The following is a 26,547-nucleotide window of genomic DNA, read 5'->3' on the forward strand; positions in this document are numbered from 1 at the left end:
CCGATGGCATGTGCCGAGATTACGTCGCCGCCGCTGGTGGGCGACGTTTTCCCGCCTCGTGGGTTGCTACGCAATGCCCGCGTCGGCGGCCAAGGAGCCGGCTTGTCTGCTTTATGTGCGCTGTGTATCGTGTTCAACCTTTTGTCGCATGGCGGCAAACCAGATTTTTTGATTCGCCAGCGGTGAGGGGTTGCAGACCAACGATCCTGGCGACATCCCTTTGCAAACCTTGAGGACTCACTCCATGCGCGTAATTCTGCTGGGAGCGCCCGGTGCCGGGAAAGGCACACAGGCTCGCTTCATCACCGAGAAGTTCGCCATTCCGCAAATCTCCACGGGCGACATGTTGCGTGCAGCGGTCAAGGCCGGCTCGCCACTGGGCCTTCAGGTCAAGGACGTCATGGACAGCGGTGGCCTGGTCTCCGATGAAATCATCATCGCGCTGATCCAGGAGCGTCTGCAGCAGCCCGATTGCGCCAACGGTTTCCTCTTTGATGGCTTCCCGCGCACCATTCCCCAGGCCGAAGCCCTGCGTGATGCTGGCGTTCACCTGGACCATGTTCTGGAAATCGCGGTAGACGACGAGGAAATCGTTGGTCGCCTGTCGGGCCGTCGCGTACATCCTGCCTCCGGCCGTGTTTACCACACCGAGCACAACCCGCCGAAGGTCGCCGGCGTCGACGACCTGACCGGTGAAGAGCTGATTCAGCGCAAGGACGATCTGGAAGAAACCGTTCGTCATCGCCTCAGCGTCTACCATTCGCAGACCAAGCCGCTGGTAGCCTTCTACCAGAACCTCGAAGCGACGGAAGGCACGCCCAAGTGCAGCCGCGTCGAAGGCGTCGGCTCGGTGGAAGAGATCACGGCGAAGGTGATGGCTGCACTCAGCTAAACCCTTACTGCGCTGACAAACAACGGCCCGCCTAGCGGGCCGTTGTCGTTTCAGGTCGGGGCGGTCGAGGCAGATAAGCAAGGGTCGTTCTTGGAGCAGCATTCCTTCTCGGGTGCGCTAGCGTTGGTCGCCTGGTCTATACCAGGTTGGCTTATTCCTCAATAAGGAACGCAGGAGTGCGTATGAGAACGATGCAGACGTGGGTCGTCGGGCTGGCCATGAGCGTCGCGGCCCTGGGCGCTAGCGCCGCTACCGAGCTTAGGCACTGGCCCAGCGAGGCGGCGGCGCAGATCGATAACATGATCGCCGCCAACGCCAACAAGGGCGCCTATGCGGTATTCGACATGGACAACACCAGTTATCAGTTCGATATCGAAGAGGCCTTGCTGCCTTACCTGGAAATGAAGGGCGTGCTAACCCGTGAGACCATGGACCCGTCGCTCAAACTGATTCCGTTCAAGGACAGCGACGGTTTCAAGGAGAGCCTCAACAGCTATTACTATCGCCTGTGCGAGATCGACGACCTGGTTTGCTATCCCTGGGTCGCGCAAATCTTTTCCGGCCTCACGTTGCGCGAGCTGAAGGGCTATGTCGACGAGGTCATGGCCTACGACAAGCCGGTGCCCATCAGCTACTACGATGGCGACAAGGTGGTGCAAGGCAGCGTCACGCCGCCGAAGCTCTTCGCTGGCATGCAGGAGTTGTATAACCGGCTGCAGGAAAACGGCATCGAGGTCTATGTAATGACTGCTGCCAGCGAAGAGATCGTGCGCATGATCGCCAGTGATCCCAAGTACGGCTACAACGTCAAGCCGGAGAACGTCATAGGCGTGAACATGCTGCTCAAGGATCCCAAAAGCGGTGACCTCACCAGCTCGCGCCTACAAATCAAAGCGGGCAGCTACGATCCGGCCGCCAACCTCGACCTGCAAGTGACGCCGTTTCTGATGAATCCCATGACCTGGTACGAAGGTAAGCTGGCGACGATTCACGGCTGGATCGACCAGTGGAAGATGCCAGTACTGGTGGCGGGTGACACGCCGCTGTCCGATGGCTACATGCTGTTCAACGCCACCGACATGGGAAAGGGTGGGTTGCGCATCTGGGTCGATCGCAAAGCCAAGTACACCCAGCAAATCAAGGACTGGCAAGTCAGCGCGGCCAAACGCCAGGCGGAGCTGGGCCAGGCGGTGACCGCCGATAAGAACTGGATCGTGGTCAAACCCGACCAGATTCATTGATCGGTCGCTGAGCGCTGCGGCGTTGGGCGGCCGTTCCGAGGAAGCGGCCTCGCGCGGGCCGCTTCCCGGTTGCTGACGCTGTTCCTGGCGACCCATCGTTGGGCGGGTCGCAGCGCTGGCAAAAAAAGACCTAAACCGTTTTAATGCCCGCCCACTCGGCAACCTTCATAACTCACCATGACCACTCTGCTGGCGCTGGATACCGCGACCGAAGCCTGCTCCGTTGCACTGCTGCATGACGGCAAGGTAATCAGCCACTACGAAGTGATTCCGCGGCTGCATGCGCAACGGTTGCTGCCGATGATTCAGACCCTGCTGGCCGAGGCGGGTATCACCCTGTCTGCGGTCGATGCGCTGGCCTTCGGCCGCGGGCCTGGTGCTTTCACCGGGGTGCGTATCGCCGTCGGCGTGGTGCAGGGCCTGGGGTTCGCGCTGCAGCGTCCGGTGTTGCCTGTTTCTACGCTTGCCACCATCGCCCAGCGCGCGCACCGCGAACATGGGGCCGAGCAGGTCGCAGCAGCCGTCGATGCACGGATGGATGAGGTCTACTGGGGCTGCTATCGGCTGAATCGAGGCGAGATGCAGCTTGCGGGCACCGAAGCCGTGCTGCCGCCGGAGCAGGTGAGCCTGCCGCGCGGGGAGGGTGGTCAATGGTTCGGCGCAGGCACCGGTTGGGGTTACGGTGCGAGGCTCGCGGTGCAGCCCGCCGCGATGGATGCAGGCCTGCTGCCGCATGCCGAGGATCTGCTGACATTGGCTGGCTTCGCCTGGAAACGCGGTGATGCGGTGGAGGCCGATCAGGCCCAGCCGATCTACCTGCGCGACAATGTCGCGACACCGAAGCCAGCGCGGTGACAGGCGGCATTGCCAATTGGCGAGCGGCTCGCTAGAGTCGGCTCCACTTCGACAGGTGAATGATGCGTCTCAACGGTCTCGCCCCTTCTGCCTACCCCATCGAACGTGCACCCCAGCGGGGCGGCGCGCCGGTACCCTATCGCGAGAGCGAACGGGCGGCAGAGCAGGCGCGCGAAGCGATCGTCACCCCGGTCAGCCAGACCGAATTCACCTATGAACACCTCTCCCGACCCACGCGGAACGACTCCGCCGATGACGCGTCGGTTATTTCCGGCGACTTCATGCCGGCGCGCTTCGAAGCCATGATGGAGCGGCCGCTTACCAGCCGTGCATCTCAGGCGTTGCAGAGTTATGGCAGCACCGCCAGCTTCACGGCCGACCTCGATGCCCACGAAGTGCTCGGTCTGGATCTGTATGCCTGAGGCATCGTGAACCGCGTTTGAATCTTCCCTATTTTCTCGGCTGTCCCTCCTGGAACGATGCTGCCTGGCGCGGTTCGCTGTATTCGCCCGGATTGCCGGCGAGCGATTTCCTTGCGCGTTATTGCTCGGTGTTCAACAGCGTTGAGGGCAACACCACCCTTTATGCCTGGCCATCGGCGCAGAAGGTCGAACGCTGGGCGGCAGTGATGCCGGAAGGGTTTCGCTTCTGCGCCAAGCTGCCACGCGAGATCAGCCAGGCACCGGATCTGCGTGACGCAACGGATCTGGTCCTGTCATTCCGCGCGCTGCTTGCACCGCTGGGGCAGCGGGTCAGCCCGTTCTGGTTGCAGCTCCCGGCGACCTTCGGCCCGGCTCGCCTCGGCGAACTGCTGCAGCTGATCGAGACGCTGGACCGGCCATTGGCGGTGGAAGTGCGTCACCCGGCGTTTTTCGCCAGAGGCGAGGAGGAGCGCGCGCTGAACCGCTTGTTGCACGAACGGGGCGTCGAGCGCATCTGCATGGACACCCGCGCGCTGTTCAGCTGCCGGACGCATGATCCCGCCGTGCTCCATGCGCAAAGCAAGAAGCCGCGACTGCCGGTGCGTCCGGCGGCGTTCAGCGAGTCTCCGCAGCTGCGCTTCGTCGGGCATCCCGAGCTTGCGGCGAACGACCGCTTTCTCGGGCCGTGGCTGGACAAGGTGGCGGGCTGGATCGAGGCGGGGAAACGGCCCCATGTCTATCTGCATACGCCCGACAACCGGCTCGCGCCGGACCTGGCCATGCGTTTTCATGAGCAGCTCGGCGAACGATTGCCCGGCCTGCCGCCGTTGGCCGTGGCGCCGATGCAGAGCGAATCGCAGCTGTCATTGCTGGACGCAGAGCGCTGCTCGTGATGCACCGTTAGCCGGCATCGCTGCAACCTTGGCGTGTCGGTGTTGCCAAAATCGGCATGACTTTCGGCCGCTTCTTCCTGTTGCTACTGCTCGCGTTGGGTGGATTCGTCTACGCGGTATGGCGCGGCCACGTCGACGTCCCGCCGAAATGGAACCCCTGGGCGCCGCTGGATATCCGCGAGGCGCCGAATCTGCTGACGTCCTTCAAACTGCGGCGTTTGCAGGAGGATCGTGGGCTGTGCGAACAGGCGCTGGCTACCTCGGACTTGAAGTACGTAGTCGTGCCGGACAGCACGCCGCAGCCCGGCTGTCCGGTCGAAAACGCCGTGCGCGTGACCGGTTCTGCGGTGCGCTTCAATGGCCCATTCCTGGCGACCTGTCCGCTGGCCGCGGCCTATGCCTTGTTCGAACGACACGGCCTGCAGCCTGCCGCGCAAGAGCTGTTCGGCCAGCCGGTGGTGCGCGTCGACCACTTCGGCAGCTTCGCCTGCCGCAATATCGCGCGCAGTAACCGGCGCAGCCAACACGCTTCGGCCAATGCGCTGGATCTGGCCGGGTTCAGACTGCGGGACGGCACGCGCATCACCGTCGCGCGCGACTGGCCGGGCGATGGCGACAAAGCGCGCTTCCTCCGCGAGGTCAAGGCAGCTGCCTGCGATGCCTTCAAGATCACTCTGAGCCCCGAATACAACGCCGCCCACCACGATCACTTCCATGTCGACATGGGTGGCTTCGGCATGTGCCGCTGAGGCAAGCCTGCCGTGCCTCTGGCAGAATGCGGCGTTTTCCGCCACGAGCTCCGTATGACTACCTCTCTCCCGTTGGTCCGTGCCGAAGCCCTTGCTCCCCAGTTCGCCGAACAGACCGCTGCCTGGGCGTCGCGGCTGGGCTTGCCGCAGCAAGCGGAGGAGGCCGAGTTCGCGTTGCAACTGGGCGAGAACGGGCTTCAGCTGCAGTGGCTCGGACCACAGGCACCTGGGCCGGTACGGGTGGATTTCGTCGAAGGCGGAGCGGCGCATCGGCGCCAGTTCGGCGGTGGCAGCGGACAGATGATCGCCAAGGCGGTTGGTATCCAGTCCGGCGTCCGTCCACGCGTGCTGGACGCCACGGCCGGGCTTGGCCGCGATGCCTTCGTCCTGGCGACACTGGGTTGCGACCTGGTGTTGTTCGAGCGCCAACCGCTGATTGCCGCGTTGTTGGAAGACGGCCTTGCGCGCGGGCGTGAAGACGCCGAAGTGCGGCCTATCGTCGAACGCATGCGTTTACAGCAGGGCAATGCCATCGAGCTGATGGCGCGATGGCAGGGCGAACCGCCACAGGTGATCTATCTCGATCCAATGTTTCCACACCGCGAAAAGAGCGCATTGGTGAAAAAGGAGATGCGCTTGTTCCGCCCCTTCGTTGGCGACGACCTGGACGCTGGTGCCTTGCTCGAGCAGGCACTGGCGCTGGCCAGCCACCGCGTGGTGGTAAAACGGCCCCGCAAGGCGCCGGCCATCGACGGCCCCAAGCCGGGTTATAGCCTGGAAGGCAAGTCCAGCCGCTACGACATCTACCCGAAGAAAAAGCTGTCCGTCGAGATTTGACGGCTGGCGAAGACGAATCGAATCTGCTGGCGTTCGATCCGACGTGCCGTTGCCCTTGCTTAATCTCGCCAACAATGGCATTCCTAGCTCAGGCCGTTTGTGGTCTGAACGGTGGTTACCTAGATCGCGTAGAAGGAAGAGCATATGCAGATCCAAGTACATAGCGATAACCACATCGAAGGAAGCGCCCGTCTCGTAGACTGGGTCAGCAGCAATGTTTCCGACAAGCTCGACCGGTTCGACGACGAAGTCACCCGCGTCGTGGTGCATCTGAGCGACGAGAACGGCATCAAGGCCGGCGCCCACGACAAGCGATGCCAGATCGAGGCCCGCCCCAAGGGGCAGCAGCCCGTCTCCGTTACGCACAAGGCAGCATCCCTGGAATTGGCCGTGGAGGGAGCCATCGACAAGCTCAACAACGCCCTCAAGCATCAGTTCGGCAAGTTGCGCAGCAAGCGTGCAACCGCGCCGACGCCTGTCGAAGGCGAGACGCTCGAAGTCGAAGGCAGAGATGCCTTGCTGGAGGAAGATTTCCTCGCTGACGAGCAATTGCGCGCCTTCTGAACTCCTTACGAATGGGCCTGCCTTGCAGGCCCAACCTCTCCAGGGCGTCTCCGGATGCCTGTGCCGCCTAGGCGGACCATCACCGGCACGAACGTGCTCCCCGATTCGCCATTGCGCTGACCGACCACCGGACCTTTGCCTGGCTGCTCGTTGTGCTATACCCCATTGGAGGTACTACGCGAGGTGCGCCGCTGCCGGTGCGCTTGGCTCGTAGCGAACTGCGAAGAGAAGGGGGGCAATTAGCCGCATGGGTGCGCGTCGAAGCCACCCAGGGCTGTCAGTAGAGAGAGGTGACACCATGACCATGATGCAATGTGAATACCGCGATCACGTCATTACTGCCGAAGTAATGGAGCATCCCGGCACGCCGACGCCCTGGGCTGGCGGTTGCCGAATCAGCAATCCTCAAGGGCAGGTTACTCGGCGAATGGCGCTTCCGGTCGGGCACGCGTTCATGGCGGAGCTCGAGCAGGCGCAGCGAGCTTCTATTGCCCACGGCAAGTGGCTCGTCGACCAATGCCTCGATCAGGGCCGTCAATTGTTCGACAAGGCCGCCTGAGCCCTCTTTGGCGGGTCGCGCTCCGGCGAGGCCCGCTTCTTTTCTTCTGGCGGGTCACCGTCGGCCAGGGCGTTTCGTTGAACTGTTGGTCCTCCGACAGCCTCTACTGATGGCATCGCCCGCACCCGACGGGCGCTCGATCGACGAGGACGAGGAGCCGTTCGATGGAACTTCCAAACAAAGACATGACTACATTGTTCGAGCAGCTGGGTCTGCCCTCGGACCCGGCCAGCATCGATGACTTCATCGCCAGCCATGCGCCGCTGCCGAACCACGTCAAGCTAGCCGAAGCGCCTTTCTGGAGCGATGCCCAGCGTGCCTTCCTGCGTGATGAGTGGATAGAGGATGCCGAGTGGGCGCCCATTGTCGACGAACTCAACGTCCGCCTCCACGAAGAGCAGAACCAGCCCTGACGGCCCCTGGGCGTACAGACCGGTAGTGACTGGTGCAGGCTATCGGTCCGATAGTCTCTGTCTACAGAACCCCTGCCGGTCAGTGGCGCCTAAAGAACTCCCGCCCAGACAGTTCCAGGAGCCCTCATGACTGAAGAGCGAAACACACTCACGACCCGGCAGGGCCACCCTGTCAGCGACAACCAGAGTCTACGCAGCGTCGGAGAGCGTGGTCCGGCGACGCTCGAGAACTACCAGTTCATCGAAAAAATCAGCCACTTCGACCGCGAGCGGATTCCCGAGCGCGTGGTGCACGCGCGCGGCACTGCCGCCCATGGCTGGTTCGAGCCGTACGGCAAGATAGGTGACGAACCTGCGAGCAAGTACACCCGGGCGAAGGTACTGACCAACACCGGTGTGCGCACTCCGGTCTTCCTGCGCTTTTCCACGGTGATCGGCGGCAAGGAGTCGCCAGAAACCGCACGCGACCCGCGCGGCTTCGCCATCAAGTTCTATACCGAGGACGGCAACTGGGACCTGGTGGGCAACAACCTCAAGGTTTTTTTCATCCGCGATGCGATCAAGTTTCCCGACATGATTCACGCGTTCAAGCCGGACCCGGTTTCCAACCGTCAGGAAGCCTGGCGCTTCTACGATTTCGTCCAGCACCACCCCGAAGCGCTGCATATGGTCACCTGGGTCAAGAGCCCGTGGGGCATCCCGGCCGACTATCGGCACATGCAGGGTTCCAGCGTGAATACCTACAAGCTGGTCAACGACAAGGGCGAAGCGGTGCTGTGCAAGTTCTCCTTCGAGCCCAAGCTCGGCGTGAAGAACCTCACCTCGGAGCAGGCTGCTGAAATCCAGGCCAAGGACGTCGGCCACGCCACTCGCGACCTCTATGACGCGATCGAGCGTGGCGAGTATCCGGAATGGGAGATGGCCGTGCAGATCATGTCCGACGATCCGCACCACGAGCTCGATTTCGACCCGTTGGACGACACCAAACGTTGGCCAGAAGACCAGTTCCCGCTGTTGCCGGTGGGCCGGCTGGTGCTCGATCGCAACCCCTCGAACTTCTTTGCCGAAACCGAGCAGGCGGCCTTCGGGACCGGCGTGCTGGTCGATGGTATCGACTTCTCCGACGACAAGATGTTGCAGGGCAGGACGCTTTCCTACTCCGACACCCAACGTTATCGCGTCGGTGCCAACTACCTGCAGTTGCCGATCAATGCGTCGAAAAAGCCGGCTGCGACCAACCAGCGCGACGGTGCCATGGCGCACTTCGTCGACGGTGGCGGAGAAAATCCGCATGTCAACTACGAGCCCAGCTCGATGGGTGGCCTGAAAGAAGCACCGAAGCCGGCCTACGAGTACCACCAGTTCGTTGAAGGGCATCTCGGCCGCTACCAGACCACTCGGGCGGAAGCCGACTACCGGCAGACGGGTGAACGCTATCGCAGCTTCGAGGACTGGGAGCGTGACGATCTGATCGCCAACGTCACCGCTGACCTGAAGGACTGCCCCGAGGACATCTGCCTGCGGATGATCTGGCACTTCTGGCATTGCGATCCCGATTACGGTCAGCGACTGGCGGACGGCGTAGGTGTCGATATCGAGAAAGCCAAGGCGCTGCCACCGCTGGAGGGCCGCGCGGCGCCGGGCGAGAACCTGGCGGGCCCGACGTACAGCAGCGGCAAACCCGAAGGTCGCGACAAGCACGACGAGGCCTGAGGGCGTACTGCCACGCCGCGGCGGGATCCCGTGGCGCGGCGGTTTCGCTCGGTCGCACCTGCGCGGACTGATTAGTGACTGGCAGTCACAGCATGGATTGAAAATCCATGCTGTGACGTCGGTTGGCCGCGGCATGGCATAGGCCTGAGGCGATCGAGTCTCTAGAATCCGCTTTATTTTGCGCGCCGGCCGCGCCCTCCAGAGAAGGACCCCCATGACTTCGGAACCCACCGCTTCCCACGTCGACATCGACGCACGCTACGCCAGCGCCAAGGCCCTTGCGCTCGAGGCCGCCGAGATGGGCATGACGTTCTACCGCAAGCGCGAGTCGCTGACCGTCGAGCACAAGGGTGACGACCTGCAGGACGTGGTCAGCATCGCCGATAAACAGATCGAGGCCTTTATCCGCGAACGGCTGAGCCAGCGCTTTCCCGAGGACGGCTTTCTCGGCGAGGAGAGCGGCTCTGCCGATCTGAGCGCGCGTTGCGTCTGGGTCATCGACCCGATCGATGGCACCGCCTGCTTCGTCAATGGGCTGCACAACTGGTGCGTATCCATCGGCCTGCTGATCGACGGCGAGCCGCATCTGGGCGCCATTGCCGACCCGAACCATGACGAGCTGTTCCACGGTTGTCTGGGCAAGGGGGCGTTCGTCAACGACACGCCGTTGCGCGTCAGCAGCGCGACGCACGTGGGGCAGGGCGTGACTGCCACCGGCACCTTCCATCCTCGGGGCAAGGAGCATTTCATTCCGTTCATGGAAAAGCTGCTGGCCGAAGGCGGGATGTTCTTCCGTAACGGCTCCGGCGCGTTGATGACCGCCTACGTGGCGGCCGGGCGGCTGCTCGGCTACTACGAAACCGAGCTGAAGAGCTGGGACTGCATGGCCGGGTTGGTGTTGATCAAGGAAGCAGGTGGCCGGGTCAATGACTTCTTCCGCAACGACGGCTTGCTCAAGGGCAACCCTTATCTGGTCGCCTGCCCGGGTGTATATCCGCAGCTGGCGGAGATGATCGGGACGTCGCTGGACGACTGAGCGGTGTTGATGGTTGGCAGCTGATCGCCCAGGTGGCGGCTCGCTGGTGTGCCTGAATGGTATGGACAGGTAGCGCGAGGCGTCTTCGGCGTGACGCCAGTAAGTCGGGCTCACCGAGCCGTGCGTGGTGCGCTTTGCAGCAGGCAGCTTTCGATCCGACGTTGCGCGGATTTCGGAAATCACCAGGCGTCTTGATCGCGAGCAGGCTCGCTCCTACGGGCATACGGTGATTCTGTAGGAGCCAGCGTGCTGGCGAACTGCGCCAGCCGGGTAAAAGGCACCCGGCTAAGCCAGGCTACTTATCAGGTCCGCAGTTCGGGCGGAACGGTGCCGCCATGCTCGGCGAGCTTGTGCATGACGGTGCGATGCAGCCAGATGTTCATCTGGGCCGAGTCGGCCAGCTTGTCCTGCGGACAACCCAGTTCGGTGGCCAGTTCCTTGCGTGACTCCAAGCTGCTGTCGAGGCCCAGCAATTTGAGCAGATCGACGATGGAGGTGCGCCAGTTCAGCTTCTCCGGATGGTTTGCGGCCATGGCGTCCAGCTTCGCGGGTACATCGACGGCAGCGGTCGTCGGGCCAGCTTCGTTGCTTGGCGCAGCGCCGGGCGGCGTCGTGGTCGCATTATGCGCGGCGGTCGGGCGCTCCGAATCGATGACCGTGTCCGTCGCATGCTGGTTCGGGGTGTTGTTCGGGTCGACCGGCTTGTGCGCCTCGTTGCTGACGCCACCTAGGCCCAGCTTGTCTTTGATCTTGTCGAACAGGCTCATTTCGTGATCCTCGGTTGATGGGGTCCTTGTTGGACCCTCGCTGCGCTCGGCTCATTCCGTCCCGCAGGTCGGAACCTGGCGCGTCGGGGGACCGTCCGTCTGGCTGCGCTCTGGCTGCGCTCTGGCCAGCGTGCCTCGGCGAGCGGCTGCTCGCTAAAGCCCGGTCTGGCTCCGTTCGGTTCGACAGGGCGGCGATGCCAGCTGACAGGCGAAGGGTGCAACCCACGCGGGTGATCTATCAGCCGTTGGCCGTGTGCAGCACCACGTTCTGTTTCGCTTGATCGGGCAGGGCGACGCCGGCGGCGCGTAACGCCGCGACTAGCGCCTTGCGCACTTCCGAGGCGGTGAAGACGAAGTCCGAACGCCTCGAGTCGCACCAGAACTCGACATCGAACACCAGCTCGGTCGAGCCCAGCTCGCGCAGGGTTACCGATGCGGAGGGGGTGTCCAATACGCCCGGGGTGTGCTGTGCAGCCCGGCACATGATCGGGACGACGGTGTCGATATCCACTTCGTAGCCGAGCGCGCAGACGACCTTGCCGCGCCGGATGGGCGCGGCGGTATTGTTGGTTACGCGCGAAGTGAAGGTCTCGGCGTTCGGGACCAGTACGCGGCGACCGTCATAGGTGCGGATCTGGGTGGCGCGCAGCTCGATGCGCTCCACGCTGCCTTCGGTCTCACCGATGATGATCTGATCGCCCAGTTCGAAGGGCCGCAAGGTAAGAATCAGCAGCCCGCTGACGAAGTTGGAGAGGATATCCTTCAGCGCGAAGCCCAGCGCGAGGCTGGTCAGGCCCAGGCCGGTGGCGAGTGTGCCGGGCTCAACCCCGAAGGCGCTCGCCGCGACGATAAGACCGAGTAACCAGACGGTGTAGTAGCTGACCTGGCGGACCAGGTTTTCCACGGTGCGGTCGTCGCCCAGGCGATTGAAGAGGGTCCGTACCAGCGCCCGCACGCCCACTGCCAGGCCCCAGAATAGCAGCAGCACCAGCAGCGCGGCGAGCACTCGGGGGATGACCTGCGTCGCCGACTCGAGCAGGCGGGCAAAGGCGGTCTCGACGCCTGCCTGAATTGACGTGACGAAGCGCCCACGTTCGGAGTCGCGACGGTCTGCCGCCGTCGTCAGGGCCCGATCGATAGATGCCGCCCACTGCCTCGCCAGGACGTCGACCGTAACGCCGTTGGCTTCGGCATCCATCGGCGTCACCTCGAGCAAAGTGCGGCCGGCTACGCTGAGCTGACGGTTTTCGCCGTGTTCGCCGACCTTCTCGATGCGTGAGCGGGTAATGCCCTGAGGCGTTTCCAGCACGGCGGCCAGCTGGCGTTCGATCTGCCGCGCCCTGGGCTTGGCGTCCAGTTCGGCATTGGCACCGATGCGAAACAGCGCGCGGCCATCGAGGCGCACCGTAGCAACGCTTTCCTGCGCGACCGAAGCAGGCGCCACCAGCGCTTGGCACACGATCATCAATAGCGTCAGCCAGAGAGCGCGAAAACGTGGTGAGTCGATCAGGTATTCAGACATGGACGGCTGCGGTCCCAAGGTGCTGCCCGGTGGGGGAAACAGACAGGCCGCCGGGAAAAACGGCGGCCTGTCGATGAAGCGAGTTCCTGAGCCGATGCTTGTGCAATCGGCTAGCGGAGCCTGGCCCTAGAACACCAGCATGAACAAACCGATCACCACCAACAGACCGATCAGAAAAATGATGCCGATTGTGCTGCCCAGAAACTTCAGCATGAGGATGACTCCTTTTGCAGTGGGTACATCATTTCCGACTGGGGAGGCTTCTGATCGTTCATAAATGCGGCCGGACGGCGCCGGTGCAGTCGGCGAGGCGTCAGAGGTGCTTGTGGATCAGTTGCAGGCCGGCAACGAGCATCCCGACGCGGGCGATGCGGTAGAACCAGGCATGATCAATGCGTTTGTGCAGCCAGAGCCCGGCCCAGACGCCGAAGGGGACGATGGGCGCGAGGGTCAGGCTGAGCAGCAGATTTTCCCGGCTGAACTGGCCCAGCGCCGCATAGGGAATCAGCTTGATCGCGTTGGTCATCAGGAAGAACAGATTGATGGTCGCGACATAGCGCAACTTGTCCAACTGCTGCGGCAGCAAGTGCATCATGATCGGCGGCCCGCCGGCGTGGGCCACGAAGCTGGTGAAGCCTGCGATCGACGACAGCATGACGCCACGCCCGCGCTGCAAAGGTCGAGGCTTGTCGTTGCGGTTGACGAGCCCGAGTAGCACGAACCCCACCGCGATCGCGCCCATCAGCAAGCCGATGAGGCGCTCATCGAGCATGCCGAAGGTCAGCGTACCCAGCGCGATGCCGATCAATGCGCCCGGCATCATGACCTTCAGGTTCGCCTTGTCCCAGTGACCGATATAGGCCTTGAGGCCGACCACATCGGCGAGACAGAGGATCGGCAGCATCACGGCCGCCGCCTGCTTCGGCGAGATGGCCAGCGCTAGCAACGGCACGGCGATGCCGCCGAGGGCACCACCGAAGCCGCCCTTGGACAGTCCGGTGAGGAAGATCGCGGGCAGCGCGAACAGCAGAAAATCGGCAAGGGTCATGACGGGTGGTGGCGCTCGACTGGAAATGGATTGCAAATGAGTCGTTTCGGCGACCGATCAATCATCGCATCTTTACCGGCCGATCAGCTTGTTGCGACGGAGCAAGGGGCGTTCGGGGAATGTATCGGATGATGAGCTGCGTGCATGGTTCAGGATAGGCCACGCCTGTATGTGGTCGCATGAAATGGCGGGTGTGCGACACCGGCCTGTCTGTCTGTTCAAATTCAGGTGCCGTATGGACGTACCCAACCTAGCCTTTTGCTCAATGACCGACGGAACGCCGTTGCGCCGACTTATGGTCGGTTCGACGCTGTTGGCGGCGGTATTCGCCAATGGCGCGAGCGCTGACGAGGTGGGCGAACTGGTGAGTTTGGTCAATGAGTTCCGCGCCTCTGGCGAAGGCTGCGGCGGTGGCAAGGCAGAACAGGTCGGCCCTCTTGCACCTGCCGCTGCACTGGCGTCGATCCCGGCCGGTGCTGGCGCGCAGATACAGCAGGCGGTGCGGGAGTCGGGTTACCAGGCGGCCAGCCTCCAGGCCATGGCAGTGTCCGGGCCCAGCGATGCCAGCACTGTGATGCGGGTGTTCAGGCAACGTTACTGCAGCGCATTGTTGAGCGAGGATTTCGCCGAAATCGGCGTCTCGCACGACGGCAATACCTGGCAGGTGATTCTGGCAAAACCGCTGCTGTCCGACGATCTTGGCGACTGGCAGCAGGCCGGCAAGGCGGTTCTCGAACAGATCAACCGAGCGCGTGCCGAGGCGCGTCGCTGTGGCAATCAGCGGTTCGACGCCGCGCCTCCGCTGACCTGGAACCAGCGCCTGGGCGAAACCGCGCTGGCCCACAGCCAGGACATGGCCAAGAGGGTTTACTTCAGTCACCAGGGGCATGACCAGAGCCTGGCCGGTGACCGCGCCAGTCGTCACGGTTACCGCTGGCAGCGCATCGGTGAAAACATCGCGGCGGGCCATGGTTCTGCCGAGCAGGCGGTGTCAGGCTGGCTCGCCAGCCCGGGACATTGCAGCAACGTCATGAATCCAGACTTCACCGAAATGGGCGCCGCCTACGCGACCAATCCACAGAGCGCGGCCACCATTTACTGGACGCAGGTGTTCGGCGCGCCGCGTTAGTCTGTCGCGCTACGGCGCGCCCTCCAGCCAGTCGTGCGCTTCGGTGGTTTGATGCTGATCGAAAGCCTTGACTGTCAGGCCGGGGATCAGCGCCCCTTCGATCTCGCTGGCCTTCCTCATCCATTCCTTGGCGCAAACGACTGCGCAGCGATCGAAACGGCGCATGAAGCGGAACATTTGCGGGATTCGCGACAGCTCGACACCGACCGCGCCAAGCGTGGGCATGTCGAAGTCTCCGACTCGAAAGAGCATCTGCCCATGGGTAATGCCATCGGACTTTCTCATCAACTCATCGAGCGCGAAGCGCATCTCGTTGCTGTCGAGCTTGCCGGAAAAGTCCACGTCGATACGTTTGTCGCCTATACGCGTTACATGAAACATCACGTCGCTCCTTTAGAACGGTAGATGACGGTTCGGTCCCGTTCCTTGACCATAGCTCCTGTGGCGCGTTCGCTCGAAAAAAAGCGCGTCGCGGCACCGTTTCATTGACGCTCGCCGACGCTCTTGGGGCGCCATCTAAGGTGGCGTTAAAACAGCTATAGAGCGGTTTAGACCAGATGGTTCGCGGCGTGTCAGGCGGCCGATGCGGCGGACGGACCATGCATGCGAGTGACTGATTAGGCTGAGGCGGGCCGTGTGAGGCGGTTCGATCGATCGCACGGTGAACGCGGAGAAAGCGCGTTCGAGGTGAAGGCAGGCAGCCCCCGCGCTTGACGCGGGGGCACAGGATCAATCCTGGCGGCTGGTCACTTCCAGCAGGTGATAACCGAACTGGGTCTTCACCGGGCCCTGGACCTGATTCAACGGCGCGCTGAATACCACGGTGTCGAATTCCTTGACCATCTGGCCCGGACCGAACGAGCCCAGGTCGCCGCCCTGGCGGCTGGAGGGGCAGGTGGAGTTGTCTTTGGCAACCTGGGCGAAATCGGCGCCGCCTTCGATGGCAGCTTTCAGCTCGTTGCACTTTTCTTCGGTGGGAACCAGGATGTGGCGGGCAGTGGCTCGGGCCATGGGGGTGTACTCCAGTGGGAAAGTAGCGAGCCTACCGGATTTGCTCTGCGATTCAAGCGCCGCCTCCCTGCAAGTCCGTTCCGACACACCGACCGCCGGCGTCCCGATGGCTTCGGTCATGATCTCGTCATCGCTGCTCACTAGCGTGAATCAGGGAGCCACCTGAACCTGGCTTTTCTCTCACGCTTACCGGAAGCCAACGATGACCGACGATCTGGGTAATTCGCTCCAGGTGTACGAGCACCTGTTGCACGAGTTTCAGGACAGCCTCGACGAAGAGTTTGAAATGGAGCTGGACGATGCGCGCATGGATGCCTTGATAAGCCGCGAAGGCATGCCGCAACCGTCGGATAGCGGATTGTCCCGACGGGTCTATTTCTCCGAGCTGCTGCGTCTGCAAGGCGAGCTGGTCAAGCTGCAGGACTGGATCGTGCATCACAAGCTGCGCGTGGTGGTGCTCTTCGAGGGCCGGGACGCGGCAGGCAAGGGTGGGGTCATCAAGCGCGTCACCCAGCGGCTGAATCCGCGGATCTGCCGCGTCGCGGCGTTGCCGGCGCCCAACGATCGGGAGCGCACTCAGTGGTATTTCCAGCGGTATGTCTCGCATCTACCCGCCGCGGGCGAAATGGTCCTGTTCGACCGCAGCTGGTACAACCGCGCCGGCGTCGAGAAGGTGATGGGTTTCTGCAGCGATGACGAGTACGAAGAGTTCTTCCGCTCGGTGCCGGAGTTCGAGCGGATGCTGGTGCGCTCGGGCATCATCCTGATCAAGTACTGGTTTTCCATCTCGGATGAAGAGCAGAACCGGCGCTTCCTGGCGCGCATCCATGATCCGCTGAAGCAGTGGAAACTGAGCCCCATGGACCTCGAATCCAGGCGTCGTTGGGAAGCCTATATGCGGGCCAAGGAAATTATGCTCGAGCGTACTCACATCGACGATGCGCCTTGGTGGATCGTCGAGGCCGACGACAAGAAACGTGCGCGCCTGAACTGCATCAGCCATCTGCTGAGCCAGCTGCCTTATGGAGAGGTGGAGCGCACCCCGGTGAAGTTGCCCGAGCGCGTCTACAACCCGGACTATCTGCGCAATCCGGTGCCGGACAACATGGTCGTTCCGACGCTCTACTGAGCGCCGGTCGCGCTCGGCTCCTGCGCTTGTTGCAGCGCTGCCAGGCTGCGCGCATAGCGCTCGGCCTTGAGTGGCATGTAGCCGGTGAAATGAATCCAGCTCGGCAAACCGTCCAAGTAGTGTTCGACGAAGGCCTGGGTGATGGGTTTGCGCTGGAGGCTCTGCTCGTTCAGGTACAGGAACAGCGGGCGTGTCAGGGGCTTGTAGTGGCCCTCGCTGACCGTTTCGAGCGTTGGGAAGACCGGACCGCTGCCATTGTCCACGGCGAGCAGCTTCAAGTCCTCCCAGTGCCGATGGTAGGCGCCGATGCCGAAGAAGCCGAGCGCGTCGGGCTCTGCGGCGATGCCGGCGGCCAACTGTTCCTCATCCTCGCTGGCGGTGTAGTCCTGACGGCTGCGATGGGTGGTTCCCACGATCTCCTGGGTGAACACATCGTAGGTGCCTGAATCCTGTCCTCGTCCGAACAGTTTCACCGGGCGATCCGGCCACTCCGGTCGGATCTGGTTCCAGCGCATGACTTGCCCTTCTGCAGCCGGTGCCCACAACCGCTTCAGCTCATCTACCGTGATGTCGCTTGCCCAACGGTTGCTCGGATGTACCACCACGGCAATGGAATCCATGGCCAGCGGGACCTGGCGATAGCGGATGCCATTCTCGGCGCAATGCGCCTGTTCTTCGGCGTTCATCTCGCGCGATGCGTCGTTGATGTCCGTTTCGCCGGCGCAGAAGCGGCGAAAGCCCGCAGTGGTTCCGGAGAACTTGACCTCGATGGCATGCCCGGGCCGGGCGCGCTGAAAGCGCCGCGCCGCTTCCCGTGTCAGCGGGTAAACGGTGCTGGAGCCGTCGACGAGCAGCCCATCGGTCATCGGCTCAGCGGCATATGAGGACGGAGTGAGCACCGCGTGCAGGCTCAAAGTGAGGCTGATCAGCAGCAGAGGGCCTGGTTTGACGTGCATGTGTGGTTCCTCTGCGGGCGTCAGGATTTCGCTTTCAGCCATTCGGCCTTGAGGGTGGTCCAGAACAGCTGGAGACTGTTGAAACGGGTGTCCACCGCATTGATGTATTCGTCCAGATGCTCGATTTCACGGTGCTGCGCACGTTGCTCCTGAGCATCGATGCGTTCCAGCTGGGCTTCGAGCTCGTTGAGCGATTCGCGCAATTCGCGGATGCGGTTTTCGGTCTGGATGCGGCGTTCGCTTTGCATGATTGGGCTCCGGGCTGGGTCAGAGTTGGCTGCCGCCGATCAGCAGCAAGGGCAGGCCGAAGAACACGCCGCCGATATACGCCCCGACATACAGCTTGCTGCGTTGCGCCAGATCCGCCAGGTAGTTGGCAATGGCCGGAGGCACGCCACGCAGGAAGGGCAGCACGTAGATGATCGAGATACCGAGCAGATTGAACAGCAGGTGTACCAAGGCGATCTGCATCGCGAGTTCCGCCGTTGGTCCGGCAATAGCCGTGGCGGCCAGCAGGGCGGTGACGCAGGTGCCGATATTGGTGCCCAGCGTGAAGGGATAGACCTGCTTTAGCGTGAACACACCGGTGCCCGCCAGCGGCACGATGAGCGCTGTCGTCGTCGAGGAGGATTGCACCAGCATCGTGATCAGCGTGCCCGAAGCGATGCCCGACAGCGGGCCGCGCCCGACGCTGGCGTGCATGATGTCCTTGGCGCGCCCGACCATCACCTTGCGTAGCACCTTGCCGATGGCCTGCACCACGAAGAGGATCAGGACGACCCCGATGGCGATCAGCGCGACCCCGGCCCACACCTGATTCGGCAGCCAGGAGACACTGGTTTCGAGCAGATCGCTGGCCGGGGTGAGCAGGGTCTTCATGAAGTTCATGCTCTTCACGTCGACCCCGGCGCTGTCGTGTACCAGCAGACCTGCCAGGGCCTCGGACATGCGCTGCAGAGGATGGAAGAGCAATTCCAGCGGCAGCAGAATCGTCACGGCGGTGATGTTGAACGCATCGTGCACGGTCGCCGCCGAGAAGGCCCGATGAAATTCCGACCCGCTGCGGATGTGGCCCAGGCTGACGATGGTGCTGGTCAGCGAGGTACCGATGTTGGCGCCCATGATCAGCGGAATCGCAATCGGGATCGGCAGCCCGCCGGCCACCATGCCAACGATGATCGAGGTGACCGTGCTGGAGCTCTGGATCAGCGCCGTGGCCGCCAGGCCGATCATCAGGCCGACGAAGGGGTTGGTGGCAAAGGCGAACAGCTCCTTGGCGTTATCGCCAGTGGCGGCTTTGAAACCATCGCCGATCGCGCCCACTGCGGCCAGCAAGAGATAGATCAGCGTGATGACCAGAAGCCAGGACAGCCATTGGCGTGTGATCGGCGAGGAGGGGGTCTCCGCCAGGGCACCGGTGTTCGTCGTCATCAGGCAACTCCCGTGAGCGTTCAGGTTGCTTAACGGTGTCGCGCTGGTGTGAAGGCTTGATGACCGCAGCGGGCCGCGGGGATAAGCGGCAGGTCGACGGCGTTTCGATGCGGCAGGCGGGCAGCCTAACGGGTAGGCGATACGTGATCGCGCGGCCATTGCGGGACGCCGCGCCGAACGAACGTCGGGCCTGCATCACAGGCCCGGTCGAATCATGCGGCGTCGCTGCTGCGCGCGGAATGCTCGGCGGGCTGCTCGAGCAGGTAGTGTTGCAGGCGCTCTTTCTGTGTCTCGCTGAATGCCAGGCCAAGTTTGGTGCGACGCCAGAGAATGTCGTCCACCTCGTTCGCCCACTCTTCGCGGCGAAGGTAGTCGACCTCCTGCGCGTACAGTTGCTGGCCGAGGTCTTCGCCCAGCTCGTCCACCGAACGTGCGCCACCCAGCATGCGCCAGACGCGGCTGCCGTACAGCGTCGCCCAGCGCTTGGCCAGTGCGACATCGATGCCTTGTAGCTTGGCCAGCAATTCATCGGTAAGCGCCTCGGACGAGCCCATCTCTTCGCCGCCGGGCAACGGGGAAGTAGCCGTCCAGCTCGTGCCCATCTCAGGGAAATACGGCTTGAGTTGAGCCATCGCCGACTCGGCCAGCTTGCGGTAGGTGGTGAGCTTGCCGCCAAACACCGACAGCAGCGGCGCCTGCTTTTGCTCCGCAGCCAGGGACAAGGTGTAGTCGCGGGTGACGGCCGAGGGGTTGTCGGACTCGTCATCACACAGCGGCCGCACGCCGGCGAAGGTATGCAGGATGTCCTTGGCCGCCAGCTGCGTACGGAAATGCGCGTTGGCTACACCCAACAGATAGATGATCTCTTCTTCGCTGATGCGCACCGTGGCCGGATCGCCGTGATACTCGCGATCGGTGGTGCCGATCATGGTGTAGCGGTCCATATAGGGAATGGCGAAGACGATACGCCGATCCTCGTTCTGCATGATGTAGGCCTGTTCCCCTTCGTACAGCCTGGGCACGATGATGTGGCTGCCTTGAATCAGCCGAATGCCGTAAGGGGAACGCTGCTGCAGGTTCTCACCGATGAACTGCGCCACCCAGGGGCCGGCTGCGTTGACCAGCGCTTTGGCCCGCAGGGAGAAGCGGCTGCCGTCCTGACGTTGCAGTTCGACATGCCAGATGCCACCGGCGCGCTTGGCGCTCAGGCAGCGGGTGCGGGTATGGATATGTGCGCCTTTTTCCCGCGCGGCCATGGCGTTGAGTACAACCAGGCGCGCGTCGTCTACCCAGCAATCGGAGTATTCGAAGCCGCGACGGATCGCCGGTTTCAGGGGGCTGTCGTCGCCGAAGCGCAGGCTGCGCGAAGCCGGCAGCTTCTCGCGCTTGCCGAGGTGGTCATACAGGAACAGGCCTGCACGGATCATCCACGCGGGGCGCAGGTGAGGGCGATGCGGCAACACGAAGCGCATCGGTTTGACGATATGCGGCGCCTTGGCCAGCAAGACTTCGCGCTCGGCCAGCGCTTCGCGGACCAGGCGGAATTCGTAATGTTCGAGATAGCGCAGACCACCGTGGATCAGTTTGCTGCTGGCCGATGAGGTGTGGCTGGCGAGGTCGTCGCGTTCGCACAGAAAGACGGACAGGCCGCGCCCGGCGGCATCCGCGGCGATACCGACACCATTGATGCCACCGCCGATGACGGCGATGTCGTACAGCTCGGAGACGCTCTCAGTCACGGGATTCTCCTCAATAACGAACATTTGTTTTCGAATGTGAACATCCTAGCTCATAAGCGAATCACTCTCCAGAGCCTATGTTCGTTTTTTATACCAAAAGAAAATAATCGAACCGATACGGCCTCGCTATTGGTGCTGAACCGAGCGTCGGCCGCTTGGACATGAAGCAGGGGGAGCTGGTGTGGTTGGCAGGCCAACATGACGGACACGCAATCGGCGGGATGGGCTGTAACCTGAACTCGGTCGGCGGGCTCGACTGCGTAGGCGGGGCGCAGCCATGAGAAGCAGCTGTTGTGATCGGGCGGTCAGCCTTTGAAGCGCTAGCGGGAGGACGGTATTGCACCGGCCCGCCGCTCGAATGCGCTCAGCCTGTGACTTCCAGCTTGACCTTGTGTCGGTTGAGCAATTCGAGAAACCCCTCGGGTGGCTGGGCTTCGGTGAACAGCATGTCGATCTGCTCGAGCGAGCCGAGCCGGGTCATGGCGCTGCGGCCGAACTTGCTCGAATCCGCGGCGAGAAAGATCTTTCGCGCATTGCTGATGATGGCCTGGGAAACGCGGACTTCCTGATAATCGAAGTCCAGCAGGGTGCCGTCCTCGTCGATGCCACTGATGCCAATCAGGGCGAAATCCACCTTGAACTGGCTGATGAAATCAGCCGTCGCCTGACCGACCACACCGCCGTCGCTGCGCACGTTGCCACCGGCGATCAGTACGTCGAAATCTTCCTTGGGGCTGAGAATGCTCGCCACGTGCAGGTTGTTGGTGATGACCTTGAGGTCGCGGTGGTTGAGCAGGGCGTGGGCGATGGCTTCGGTGGTGGTGCCGATGTTGATGAACAGCGAGGCCTGATCGGGAATATGCGCGGCCATGGCATCTGCGATGCGGCGTTTCTCGTCGCGCATTTGCCGGGCGCGCTGGGTGTAGGCGGTGTTCTGCACGCTGGAGTCGTGGGCGGCGCCACCGTGGTAGCGGCGCAGCAGGCCGGCTTCACCGAGCTGGTTGATATCACGGCGGATGGTCTGGGGCGTCACCGAGAACTGTTGCGCCAGCTCTTCGATGCTGACATAGCCGCGTTCGCGCACCAATTCGAGAATGCTCTGCTGTCGTGGGGCCAGACTCATGGAGGCTTCCTTCTTATTCGATATGCCGCGAAGGATGCCGCAGTCTGGGCTTTGATAAAAGAATTGTTCGTTTGCGAATAGAGGCGCCCGGCGCGGAATCGGATCCGCACCGGGCGCGACGTGGAGGCCGTCAGCGCGTCGAGGCTTATTCCTCTTCCCAGTCGCGGGTGCGACCTACCGCCTTCTTCCAGCCCTTGTAGAGCGCTTCGCGCTTCGCGTCATCACAGGCCGGTTCGAAGATGCGCTCGATGGTGGCCTTGCTGCGCAACTCGTCCAGGCTGCTCCAGAAACCGGTCGCCAGGCCCGCCAGATAGGCGGCGCCGAGGGCCGTGGTTTCCTTCATCTGCGGACGCTCCACATGGGTGCCGAGCAGGTCGGCCTGAAATTGCATGAGGAAATTGTTGGCCACCGCGCCACCGTCCACGCGCAGTGAGCGCAGGCGCTCGCCGGCGTCCTGCTGCATGGCGTCGAGCACGTCGCGGGTCTGGTAGGCGATCGATTCCAGCGCGGCGCGGATGATGTGGTCGACTTTCACCCCACGGGTCAGGCCGAACAGCGCGCCACGCGCACGCGGGTCCCAGTAGGGCGCGCCGAGACCGGTGAAGGCCGGCACCAGGTAGACGCCATTACTGTCCTGGACCTTGGTGGCGAAGTATTCCGAATCCAGCGAATCGTTGATCACTTTCAGCTCGTCGCGCAGCCACTGGACGGTTGAGCCGCCATTGAAGATAGCGCCTTCCAGTGCGTAATTGACTTCGCCTTTCGGGCCGCAGGCGATAGTAGTGAGCAGTCCGTGTTCGGATTGCACGGCCTTGGTGCCGGTGTTCATCAGCAGAAAGCAGCCGGTGCCGTAGGTGTTCTTGGCCTGGCCGGGTTCGACGCACATCTGGCCGAACAGCGCGGCCTGCTGGTCGCCTGCGATACCTGCGATTGGGATGCCGGTGCTCTGGCCCGATCCCAGGTAAGCGTGGCCGTAGACTTCGGAAGAGGAGCGCACCTCCGGCAGCATTTCGCGCGGGATATCCAGCGCCTCCAGCATCACCGGGTCCCAGTCCAGCTTGTGGATGTCGTAGAGCATGGTGCGCGAGGCGTTGGTGTAGTCGGTGACATGGGCCTTGCCCTGGGTCATCTTCCAGATCAGCCAGCAGTCGACGGTGCCGAACAGCAATTCGCCACGACGCGCGCGTTCGCGACTGCCCTCGACGTGATCGAGAATCCACTTGATCTTGGTGCCCGAGAAGTAGGGGTCGATGACCAGACCGGTGGTCTTGCGGATGTGTTCTTCCATGCCGTCACGCTTGAGCTGATCGCAGATCGGCGTGCTCTGGCGGCTCTGCCAGACGATGGCGTTGTAGATCGGCCGGCCGGTGGTCTTGTCCCAGACGATGGTGGTTTCGCGCTGGTTGGTGATGCCAATCGCGGCTACCTGCTCGTTGGTGATGCCGGCCTGGGCGAGGGCCTCGACGAACACACCGCTCTGGGTGGCCCAGATTTCCATGGGGTCATGCTCGACCCAGCTCGGCTGCGGATAGATCTGCGCGAATTCGCGCTGAGCGATGGTCACCACGTTGGCGTTGCGGTCCAGCACGATGGCGCGGGAACTGGTGGTGCCCTGGTCGAGGGCGACGATGAATTGCTTATTGTTCTGAGTGCTCATGGTGTCGATTCCTTAACGAGCTTCGTGGGCAGTGACATCGTGTTTGGAGTAGCGGTCGGCCTCTGGTTCCGGTTCGGGAACAGCGCAAGCACCGCCAATGCCTGGCAGATGCTTGCAGATCAGCGCCTTGTAGCCGGCGGCCCCGAGGCAGGCGCCGATAACCGGCGCGATCAGCGGAACGAGAAAATAGGGAATGTCCCGCCCGCCCGTGAAGGCGACCTCACCCCAGCCGGCGAAATACGTCATCAGCTTGGGTCCGAAATCCCGCGCCGGGTTCATCGCGAAGCCGGTCAAAGGACCCATCGCGCCGCCGATCACCGCAATCAGCAGGCCGATCAGCAAGGGCGCCAGCGGCCCACGGGGCAGGCCGTTGCCGTCATCGGTCAGCGCCATGATCATCCCCAGCAGGATAGCGGTAATCACCACTTCCACCAGAAACGCCTGGCCAATCGAGAGTGACGGGTGCGGGTACGTGGAGAACACCGATGCCAGTTCGAGGCTGGCAACGCTGCCGCGGGTCATGTGCTGTGCCTGTTCGAAATCGAAAAACAGGCTGCTGTAAAGGCCATAAACCAACGCCGCGGCGCAGAACGCGCCAGCGGTCTGGGCAAGGATGTAGGCGGGCACCTTGTTACGCTCGAAGGTGCCGAACAGCCAGAGCGCAATGGACACCGCAGGGTTCAGGTGAGCGCCGGAGACGCCTGCCGCAAGGTAGACCCCCATGCTGACCCCGATACCCCAAATAACGCTTATTTCCCAGAGACCTAGCTCAGCACCGCCGAGCTTCAGCGCGGCCACGCAGCCTGTCCCGAAGAAGATAAGCAGGGCGGTGCCGAGGAATTCGGCAATGCATTGCCCCCGTAGCGTCGGGGTGGACGGATTGCTCATGCGCAGGACCTCTTCTGAGTCTGTTGTTTTTATGATCCGAATACTGCGTGAGTTCGGAAATGTTCGGAAGCGAAAACTTAAAGTCAAAGCAACGCCCTGTCAAAGTATAAAATTGAACATTTCAACGGAAAGCTGACGAAAGGCCGCGCACCCGCGGTTGATGGCGACTTTTTGACGGGGAGTGTCGACCGGCTGTGCCGGACCGGCTCGAAAGGGCCGATGGCCGGCGTGTCTCGGTCTGGACGGGATTCATGGCAGATCGCGCCAGGCGAACGGCCTGCCGGCTGCGATCCGTTATGGCATCGTTTAGCTGATCAGCGGTTCCTCGACTTGCGCGGCGCCGCGTTCGGTCTTCTGCGGCATGGCTTCGAAGCTGTCGGCCTGAGCCATGCTCCAGATCCGGGCGAAGAATTCGCTATCGATCCGATCCTTCAGCAGCGCGCCCGGCTGGACGAAATAGTACAGCTGCGAGAACAGCTTGATTTCGGTCGAGCTGATGCGGCGGATCAGGTGATGTGGCCCCAACTCGGCAGGGTGTGACAAACCGGCCGCCGCGAGCAGTTCAGCCAGTGCGTGCACGGTATTGCGGTGGAAACTGAAAACCCGATCGGCCTTGTCCGGGACCACCAGCGCGCGTTGACGCAGCGGGTCCTGGGTGGCGACGCCGGTGGGGCATCGGTTGGTGTGGCAGTGCTGCGACTGAATGCAGCCGATTGCGAACATGAACCCACGGGCAGAGTTGACCCAATCGGCGCCCATGGCCAGCACACTGGCGATGTCGAAGGCGCTGACGATCTTGCCGCTGGCACCGATGCGGATGTGCTCGCGAAGATTGCAGCCGACCAGCACGTTGTGCACGAAAAGCAGGCTTTCGCGCAACGGCATGCCGATGTGGTTGGTGAACTCGACGGGGGCTGCGCCCGTTCCGCCTTCCTTGCCGTCGACCACGATGAAGTCCGGATAGACACCGCTCTGCAGCATGGCCTTGACGATTCCGACGAACTCCCAGGGATGCCCGATGCACAGCTTGAAGCCGACCGGCTTGCCACCGGACAGTTCGCGCAGGCGGGCAATGAAGTCCATCAGTTCCAAGGGCGTGGTGAACGCGCCGTGACTCGCCGGCGAGATGCAATCCACGCCTTCGGGTACGCCGCGAGTGGTGGCGATCTCGGCGCTGACCTTGCGTCCCGGCAGGATGCCGCCGTGTCCGGGCTTGGCGCCCTGGCTCAGCTTGATCTCGATCATCCGTATCTGCGGATCGCGCGCCTGAGCGGCAAAACGGTCCGGGTCGAACGCGCCGGTCTCGGTGCGGCAGCCAAAATAGCCGCTGCCCAATTCCCAGACCAGATCGCCGCCGTGTTCGCGATGGTAGCGGCTGATGCTACCTTCGCCGGTGTCGTGGTAGAAGCCACCGAGTTTGGCGCCACGGTTCAGCGCCAGGATTGCGTTGCCGCTGAGCGAGCCGAAACTCATCGCCGAGATGTTGAACACCGAAGCGGAATACGGCTGCTGGCACTGCGGGCCGCCAATCGACACGCGGAAGGTCTCGGGATCGCTGACCGCTGCGGTACGAATCGAATGGCCGATGCACTCGTAGCCGGGTTCGTAGACGTCGATCAGCGTACCGAAGGGTTTGTCGTCCACCGTGTTCTTGGCCCGCGCATAGACCAGCGAGCGCTGCGCACGGGAGAAGGGGACGCGGTCCTGATCGCCTTCCAGCAGGTACTGGCGGATCTCCGGGCGGATGCCTTCGAACAGGTAGCGGATGTTGCCGAGGATTGGATAGTTGCGCTTGACCGCATGTTCTTGCTGCATCAGGTCGCGGACGCCGACCGCGCTCAGCAAGGCGAAGACGATGAGCGCCGGCCAGGCCCAGGGATGCTGCACGAACGCCAGACTGAGCAGGGTCGCCAGCACGCAACCGGCGAAAAAGGCGTAGCGGCTGAGCAGCGATATATTCATGGCGGGCCTTT

Annotated in this window: 27 protein-coding genes; 14 read left to right on the forward strand and 13 right to left on the reverse strand. The window is 62.7% G+C overall.

Going from position 1 to position 26,547, the window contains the following annotated elements:
- The first annotated feature begins 244 nt into the window (after positions 1-244).
- From adk to KCX70_RS07460, 12 genes are all read left to right on the forward strand, one after another.
- Complete coding sequence (adk, locus tag KCX70_RS07405; RefSeq protein ID WP_212619744.1) at positions 245-892, forward strand: adenylate kinase; 648 nt, start codon at positions 245-247, stop codon at positions 890-892.
- A 191-nt stretch (positions 893-1,083) separates the two neighbouring features.
- On the forward strand, positions 1,084-2,133 hold the full coding sequence (locus KCX70_RS07410) for a haloacid dehalogenase-like hydrolase (protein WP_212620295.1): 1,050 nt from the start codon (positions 1,084-1,086) through the stop codon (positions 2,131-2,133).
- A gap of 177 nt (positions 2,134-2,310) precedes the next feature.
- Positions 2,311-2,988: a tRNA (adenosine(37)-N6)-threonylcarbamoyltransferase complex dimerization subunit type 1 TsaB gene (tsaB, locus tag KCX70_RS07415; protein WP_212619745.1), complete on the forward strand. Its 678-nt coding sequence runs from the start codon at positions 2,311-2,313 to the stop codon at positions 2,986-2,988.
- A 59-nt stretch (positions 2,989-3,047) separates the two neighbouring features.
- A complete protein-coding gene (locus KCX70_RS07420) occupies positions 3,048-3,410 on the forward strand; it encodes a hypothetical protein (RefSeq protein ID WP_241785068.1) in 363 nt (120 codons plus the stop codon).
- A 17-nt stretch (positions 3,411-3,427) separates the two neighbouring features.
- Positions 3,428-4,303, forward strand: coding sequence for a DUF72 domain-containing protein (locus tag KCX70_RS07425; RefSeq protein WP_212619746.1), 876 nt, complete (start codon positions 3,428-3,430; stop codon positions 4,301-4,303).
- Positions 4,304-4,359: 56 nt separating this feature from the next.
- Positions 4,360-5,052 carry an extensin family protein gene (locus tag KCX70_RS07430; protein WP_212619747.1) on the forward strand — a complete coding sequence of 231 codons (693 nt, stop codon included), beginning with the start codon at positions 4,360-4,362 and terminating at the stop codon, positions 5,050-5,052.
- Between the two features lie 54 nt (positions 5,053-5,106).
- Positions 5,107-5,889, forward strand: a complete 783-nt coding sequence (locus tag KCX70_RS07435; protein WP_212619748.1) for a class I SAM-dependent methyltransferase — start codon at positions 5,107-5,109, stop codon at positions 5,887-5,889.
- Positions 5,890-6,033: 144 nt separating this feature from the next.
- The gene (locus KCX70_RS07440) at positions 6,034-6,453 is read left to right on the forward strand and encodes an HPF/RaiA family ribosome-associated protein (RefSeq protein WP_102851237.1); all 420 of its coding nucleotides are present in this window, start codon (positions 6,034-6,036) and stop codon (positions 6,451-6,453) included.
- A gap of 298 nt (positions 6,454-6,751) precedes the next feature.
- Positions 6,752-7,012 carry a hypothetical protein gene (locus KCX70_RS07445; protein ID WP_021207567.1) on the forward strand — a complete coding sequence of 87 codons (261 nt, stop codon included), beginning with the start codon at positions 6,752-6,754 and terminating at the stop codon, positions 7,010-7,012.
- A gap of 164 nt (positions 7,013-7,176) precedes the next feature.
- Complete coding sequence (locus KCX70_RS07450; RefSeq protein WP_021207568.1) at positions 7,177-7,425, forward strand: DUF2789 domain-containing protein; 249 nt, start codon at positions 7,177-7,179, stop codon at positions 7,423-7,425.
- Between the two features lie 126 nt (positions 7,426-7,551).
- Positions 7,552-9,138, forward strand: coding sequence for a catalase (locus KCX70_RS07455; protein ID WP_212619749.1), 1,587 nt, complete (start codon positions 7,552-7,554; stop codon positions 9,136-9,138).
- A 214-nt stretch (positions 9,139-9,352) separates the two neighbouring features.
- Positions 9,353-10,174 (forward strand): inositol monophosphatase family protein, encoded by an 822-nt coding sequence (locus tag KCX70_RS07460; RefSeq protein WP_212619750.1) that lies wholly within the window; start codon positions 9,353-9,355, stop codon positions 10,172-10,174.
- 302 nt (positions 10,175-10,476) lie between these two features.
- On the opposite strand, the gene KCX70_RS07465 is transcribed toward KCX70_RS07460, so the two are convergent.
- The 3 genes from KCX70_RS07465 to KCX70_RS07475 all read right to left on the reverse strand — a co-directional run bounded on the left by KCX70_RS07465 (position 10,477) and on the right by KCX70_RS07475 (position 13,511).
- Positions 10,477-10,941: a DUF3597 domain-containing protein gene (locus KCX70_RS07465; RefSeq protein WP_212619751.1), complete on the reverse strand. Its 465-nt coding sequence runs from the start codon at positions 10,939-10,941 to the stop codon at positions 10,477-10,479.
- Between the two features lie 238 nt (positions 10,942-11,179).
- Positions 11,180-12,463, reverse strand: a complete 1,284-nt coding sequence (locus KCX70_RS07470) for a mechanosensitive ion channel family protein (protein ID WP_212619752.1) — start codon at positions 12,461-12,463, stop codon at positions 11,180-11,182.
- A 313-nt stretch (positions 12,464-12,776) separates the two neighbouring features.
- Positions 12,777-13,511, reverse strand: coding sequence for a sulfite exporter TauE/SafE family protein (locus KCX70_RS07475; protein WP_212619753.1), 735 nt, complete (start codon positions 13,509-13,511; stop codon positions 12,777-12,779).
- 283 nt (positions 13,512-13,794) lie between these two features.
- Between KCX70_RS07475 and KCX70_RS07480 the strand changes: the two genes are divergently transcribed.
- Positions 13,795-14,640 (forward strand): CAP domain-containing protein, encoded by an 846-nt coding sequence (locus KCX70_RS07480; RefSeq protein ID WP_249121713.1) that lies wholly within the window; start codon positions 13,795-13,797, stop codon positions 14,638-14,640.
- A gap of 9 nt (positions 14,641-14,649) precedes the next feature.
- Here the strand turns inward: KCX70_RS07480 and KCX70_RS07485 are convergent, their stop codons facing one another.
- Positions 14,650-15,021 (reverse strand): STAS/SEC14 domain-containing protein, encoded by a 372-nt coding sequence (locus tag KCX70_RS07485; RefSeq protein WP_102851224.1) that lies wholly within the window; start codon positions 15,019-15,021, stop codon positions 14,650-14,652.
- Between the two features lie 348 nt (positions 15,022-15,369).
- A complete protein-coding gene (locus tag KCX70_RS07490) occupies positions 15,370-15,651 on the reverse strand; it encodes a peptidylprolyl isomerase (RefSeq protein WP_019340980.1) in 282 nt (93 codons plus the stop codon).
- 202 nt (positions 15,652-15,853) lie between these two features.
- On the opposite strand from KCX70_RS07490, the gene ppk2 reads away from it, so the two are divergent.
- On the forward strand, positions 15,854-16,780 hold the full coding sequence (ppk2, locus tag KCX70_RS07495; protein ID WP_212619754.1) for a polyphosphate kinase 2: 927 nt from the start codon (positions 15,854-15,856) through the stop codon (positions 16,778-16,780).
- On the opposite strand, the gene KCX70_RS07500 is transcribed toward ppk2, so the two are convergent.
- From KCX70_RS07500 to KCX70_RS07535, 8 genes are all read right to left on the reverse strand, one after another.
- On the reverse strand, positions 16,774-17,736 hold the full coding sequence (locus KCX70_RS07500; protein ID WP_212619755.1) for a PstS family phosphate ABC transporter substrate-binding protein: 963 nt from the start codon (positions 17,734-17,736) through the stop codon (positions 16,774-16,776). The genes ppk2 and KCX70_RS07500 overlap by 7 nt on opposite strands.
- A 20-nt stretch (positions 17,737-17,756) precedes the next feature.
- Entirely contained in the window at positions 17,757-17,984 is a 228-nt protein-coding gene (locus tag KCX70_RS07505; protein ID WP_021207578.1) for a hypothetical protein, read from the reverse strand.
- 19 nt (positions 17,985-18,003) lie between these two features.
- Positions 18,004-19,167, reverse strand: a complete 1,164-nt coding sequence (locus KCX70_RS07510; protein ID WP_212619756.1) for a Na/Pi symporter — start codon at positions 19,165-19,167, stop codon at positions 18,004-18,006.
- A 212-nt stretch (positions 19,168-19,379) separates the two neighbouring features.
- Positions 19,380-20,930, reverse strand: coding sequence for a glycerol-3-phosphate dehydrogenase (gene glpD / locus KCX70_RS07515; RefSeq protein WP_212619757.1), 1,551 nt, complete (start codon positions 20,928-20,930; stop codon positions 19,380-19,382).
- 340 nt (positions 20,931-21,270) lie between these two features.
- Positions 21,271-22,029, reverse strand: coding sequence for a DeoR/GlpR family transcriptional regulator (locus KCX70_RS07520; RefSeq protein WP_212619758.1), 759 nt, complete (start codon positions 22,027-22,029; stop codon positions 21,271-21,273).
- A gap of 145 nt (positions 22,030-22,174) precedes the next feature.
- Complete coding sequence (glpK, locus tag KCX70_RS07525; protein ID WP_102847712.1) at positions 22,175-23,686, reverse strand: glycerol kinase GlpK; 1,512 nt, start codon at positions 23,684-23,686, stop codon at positions 22,175-22,177.
- A 12-nt stretch (positions 23,687-23,698) separates the two neighbouring features.
- On the reverse strand, positions 23,699-24,574 hold the full coding sequence (locus tag KCX70_RS07530) for an MIP/aquaporin family protein (protein ID WP_102847713.1): 876 nt from the start codon (positions 24,572-24,574) through the stop codon (positions 23,699-23,701).
- 306 nt (positions 24,575-24,880) lie between these two features.
- On the reverse strand, positions 24,881-26,536 hold the full coding sequence (locus tag KCX70_RS07535) for an FMN-binding glutamate synthase family protein (RefSeq protein WP_212619759.1): 1,656 nt from the start codon (positions 26,534-26,536) through the stop codon (positions 24,881-24,883).
- Between the last annotated feature and the right edge of the window lie 11 nt (positions 26,537-26,547).

This window comes from Stutzerimonas stutzeri (genome assembly GCF_018138085.1).
Taxonomy (GTDB): domain Bacteria; phylum Pseudomonadota; class Gammaproteobacteria; order Pseudomonadales; family Pseudomonadaceae; genus Stutzerimonas; species Stutzerimonas stutzeri_AI.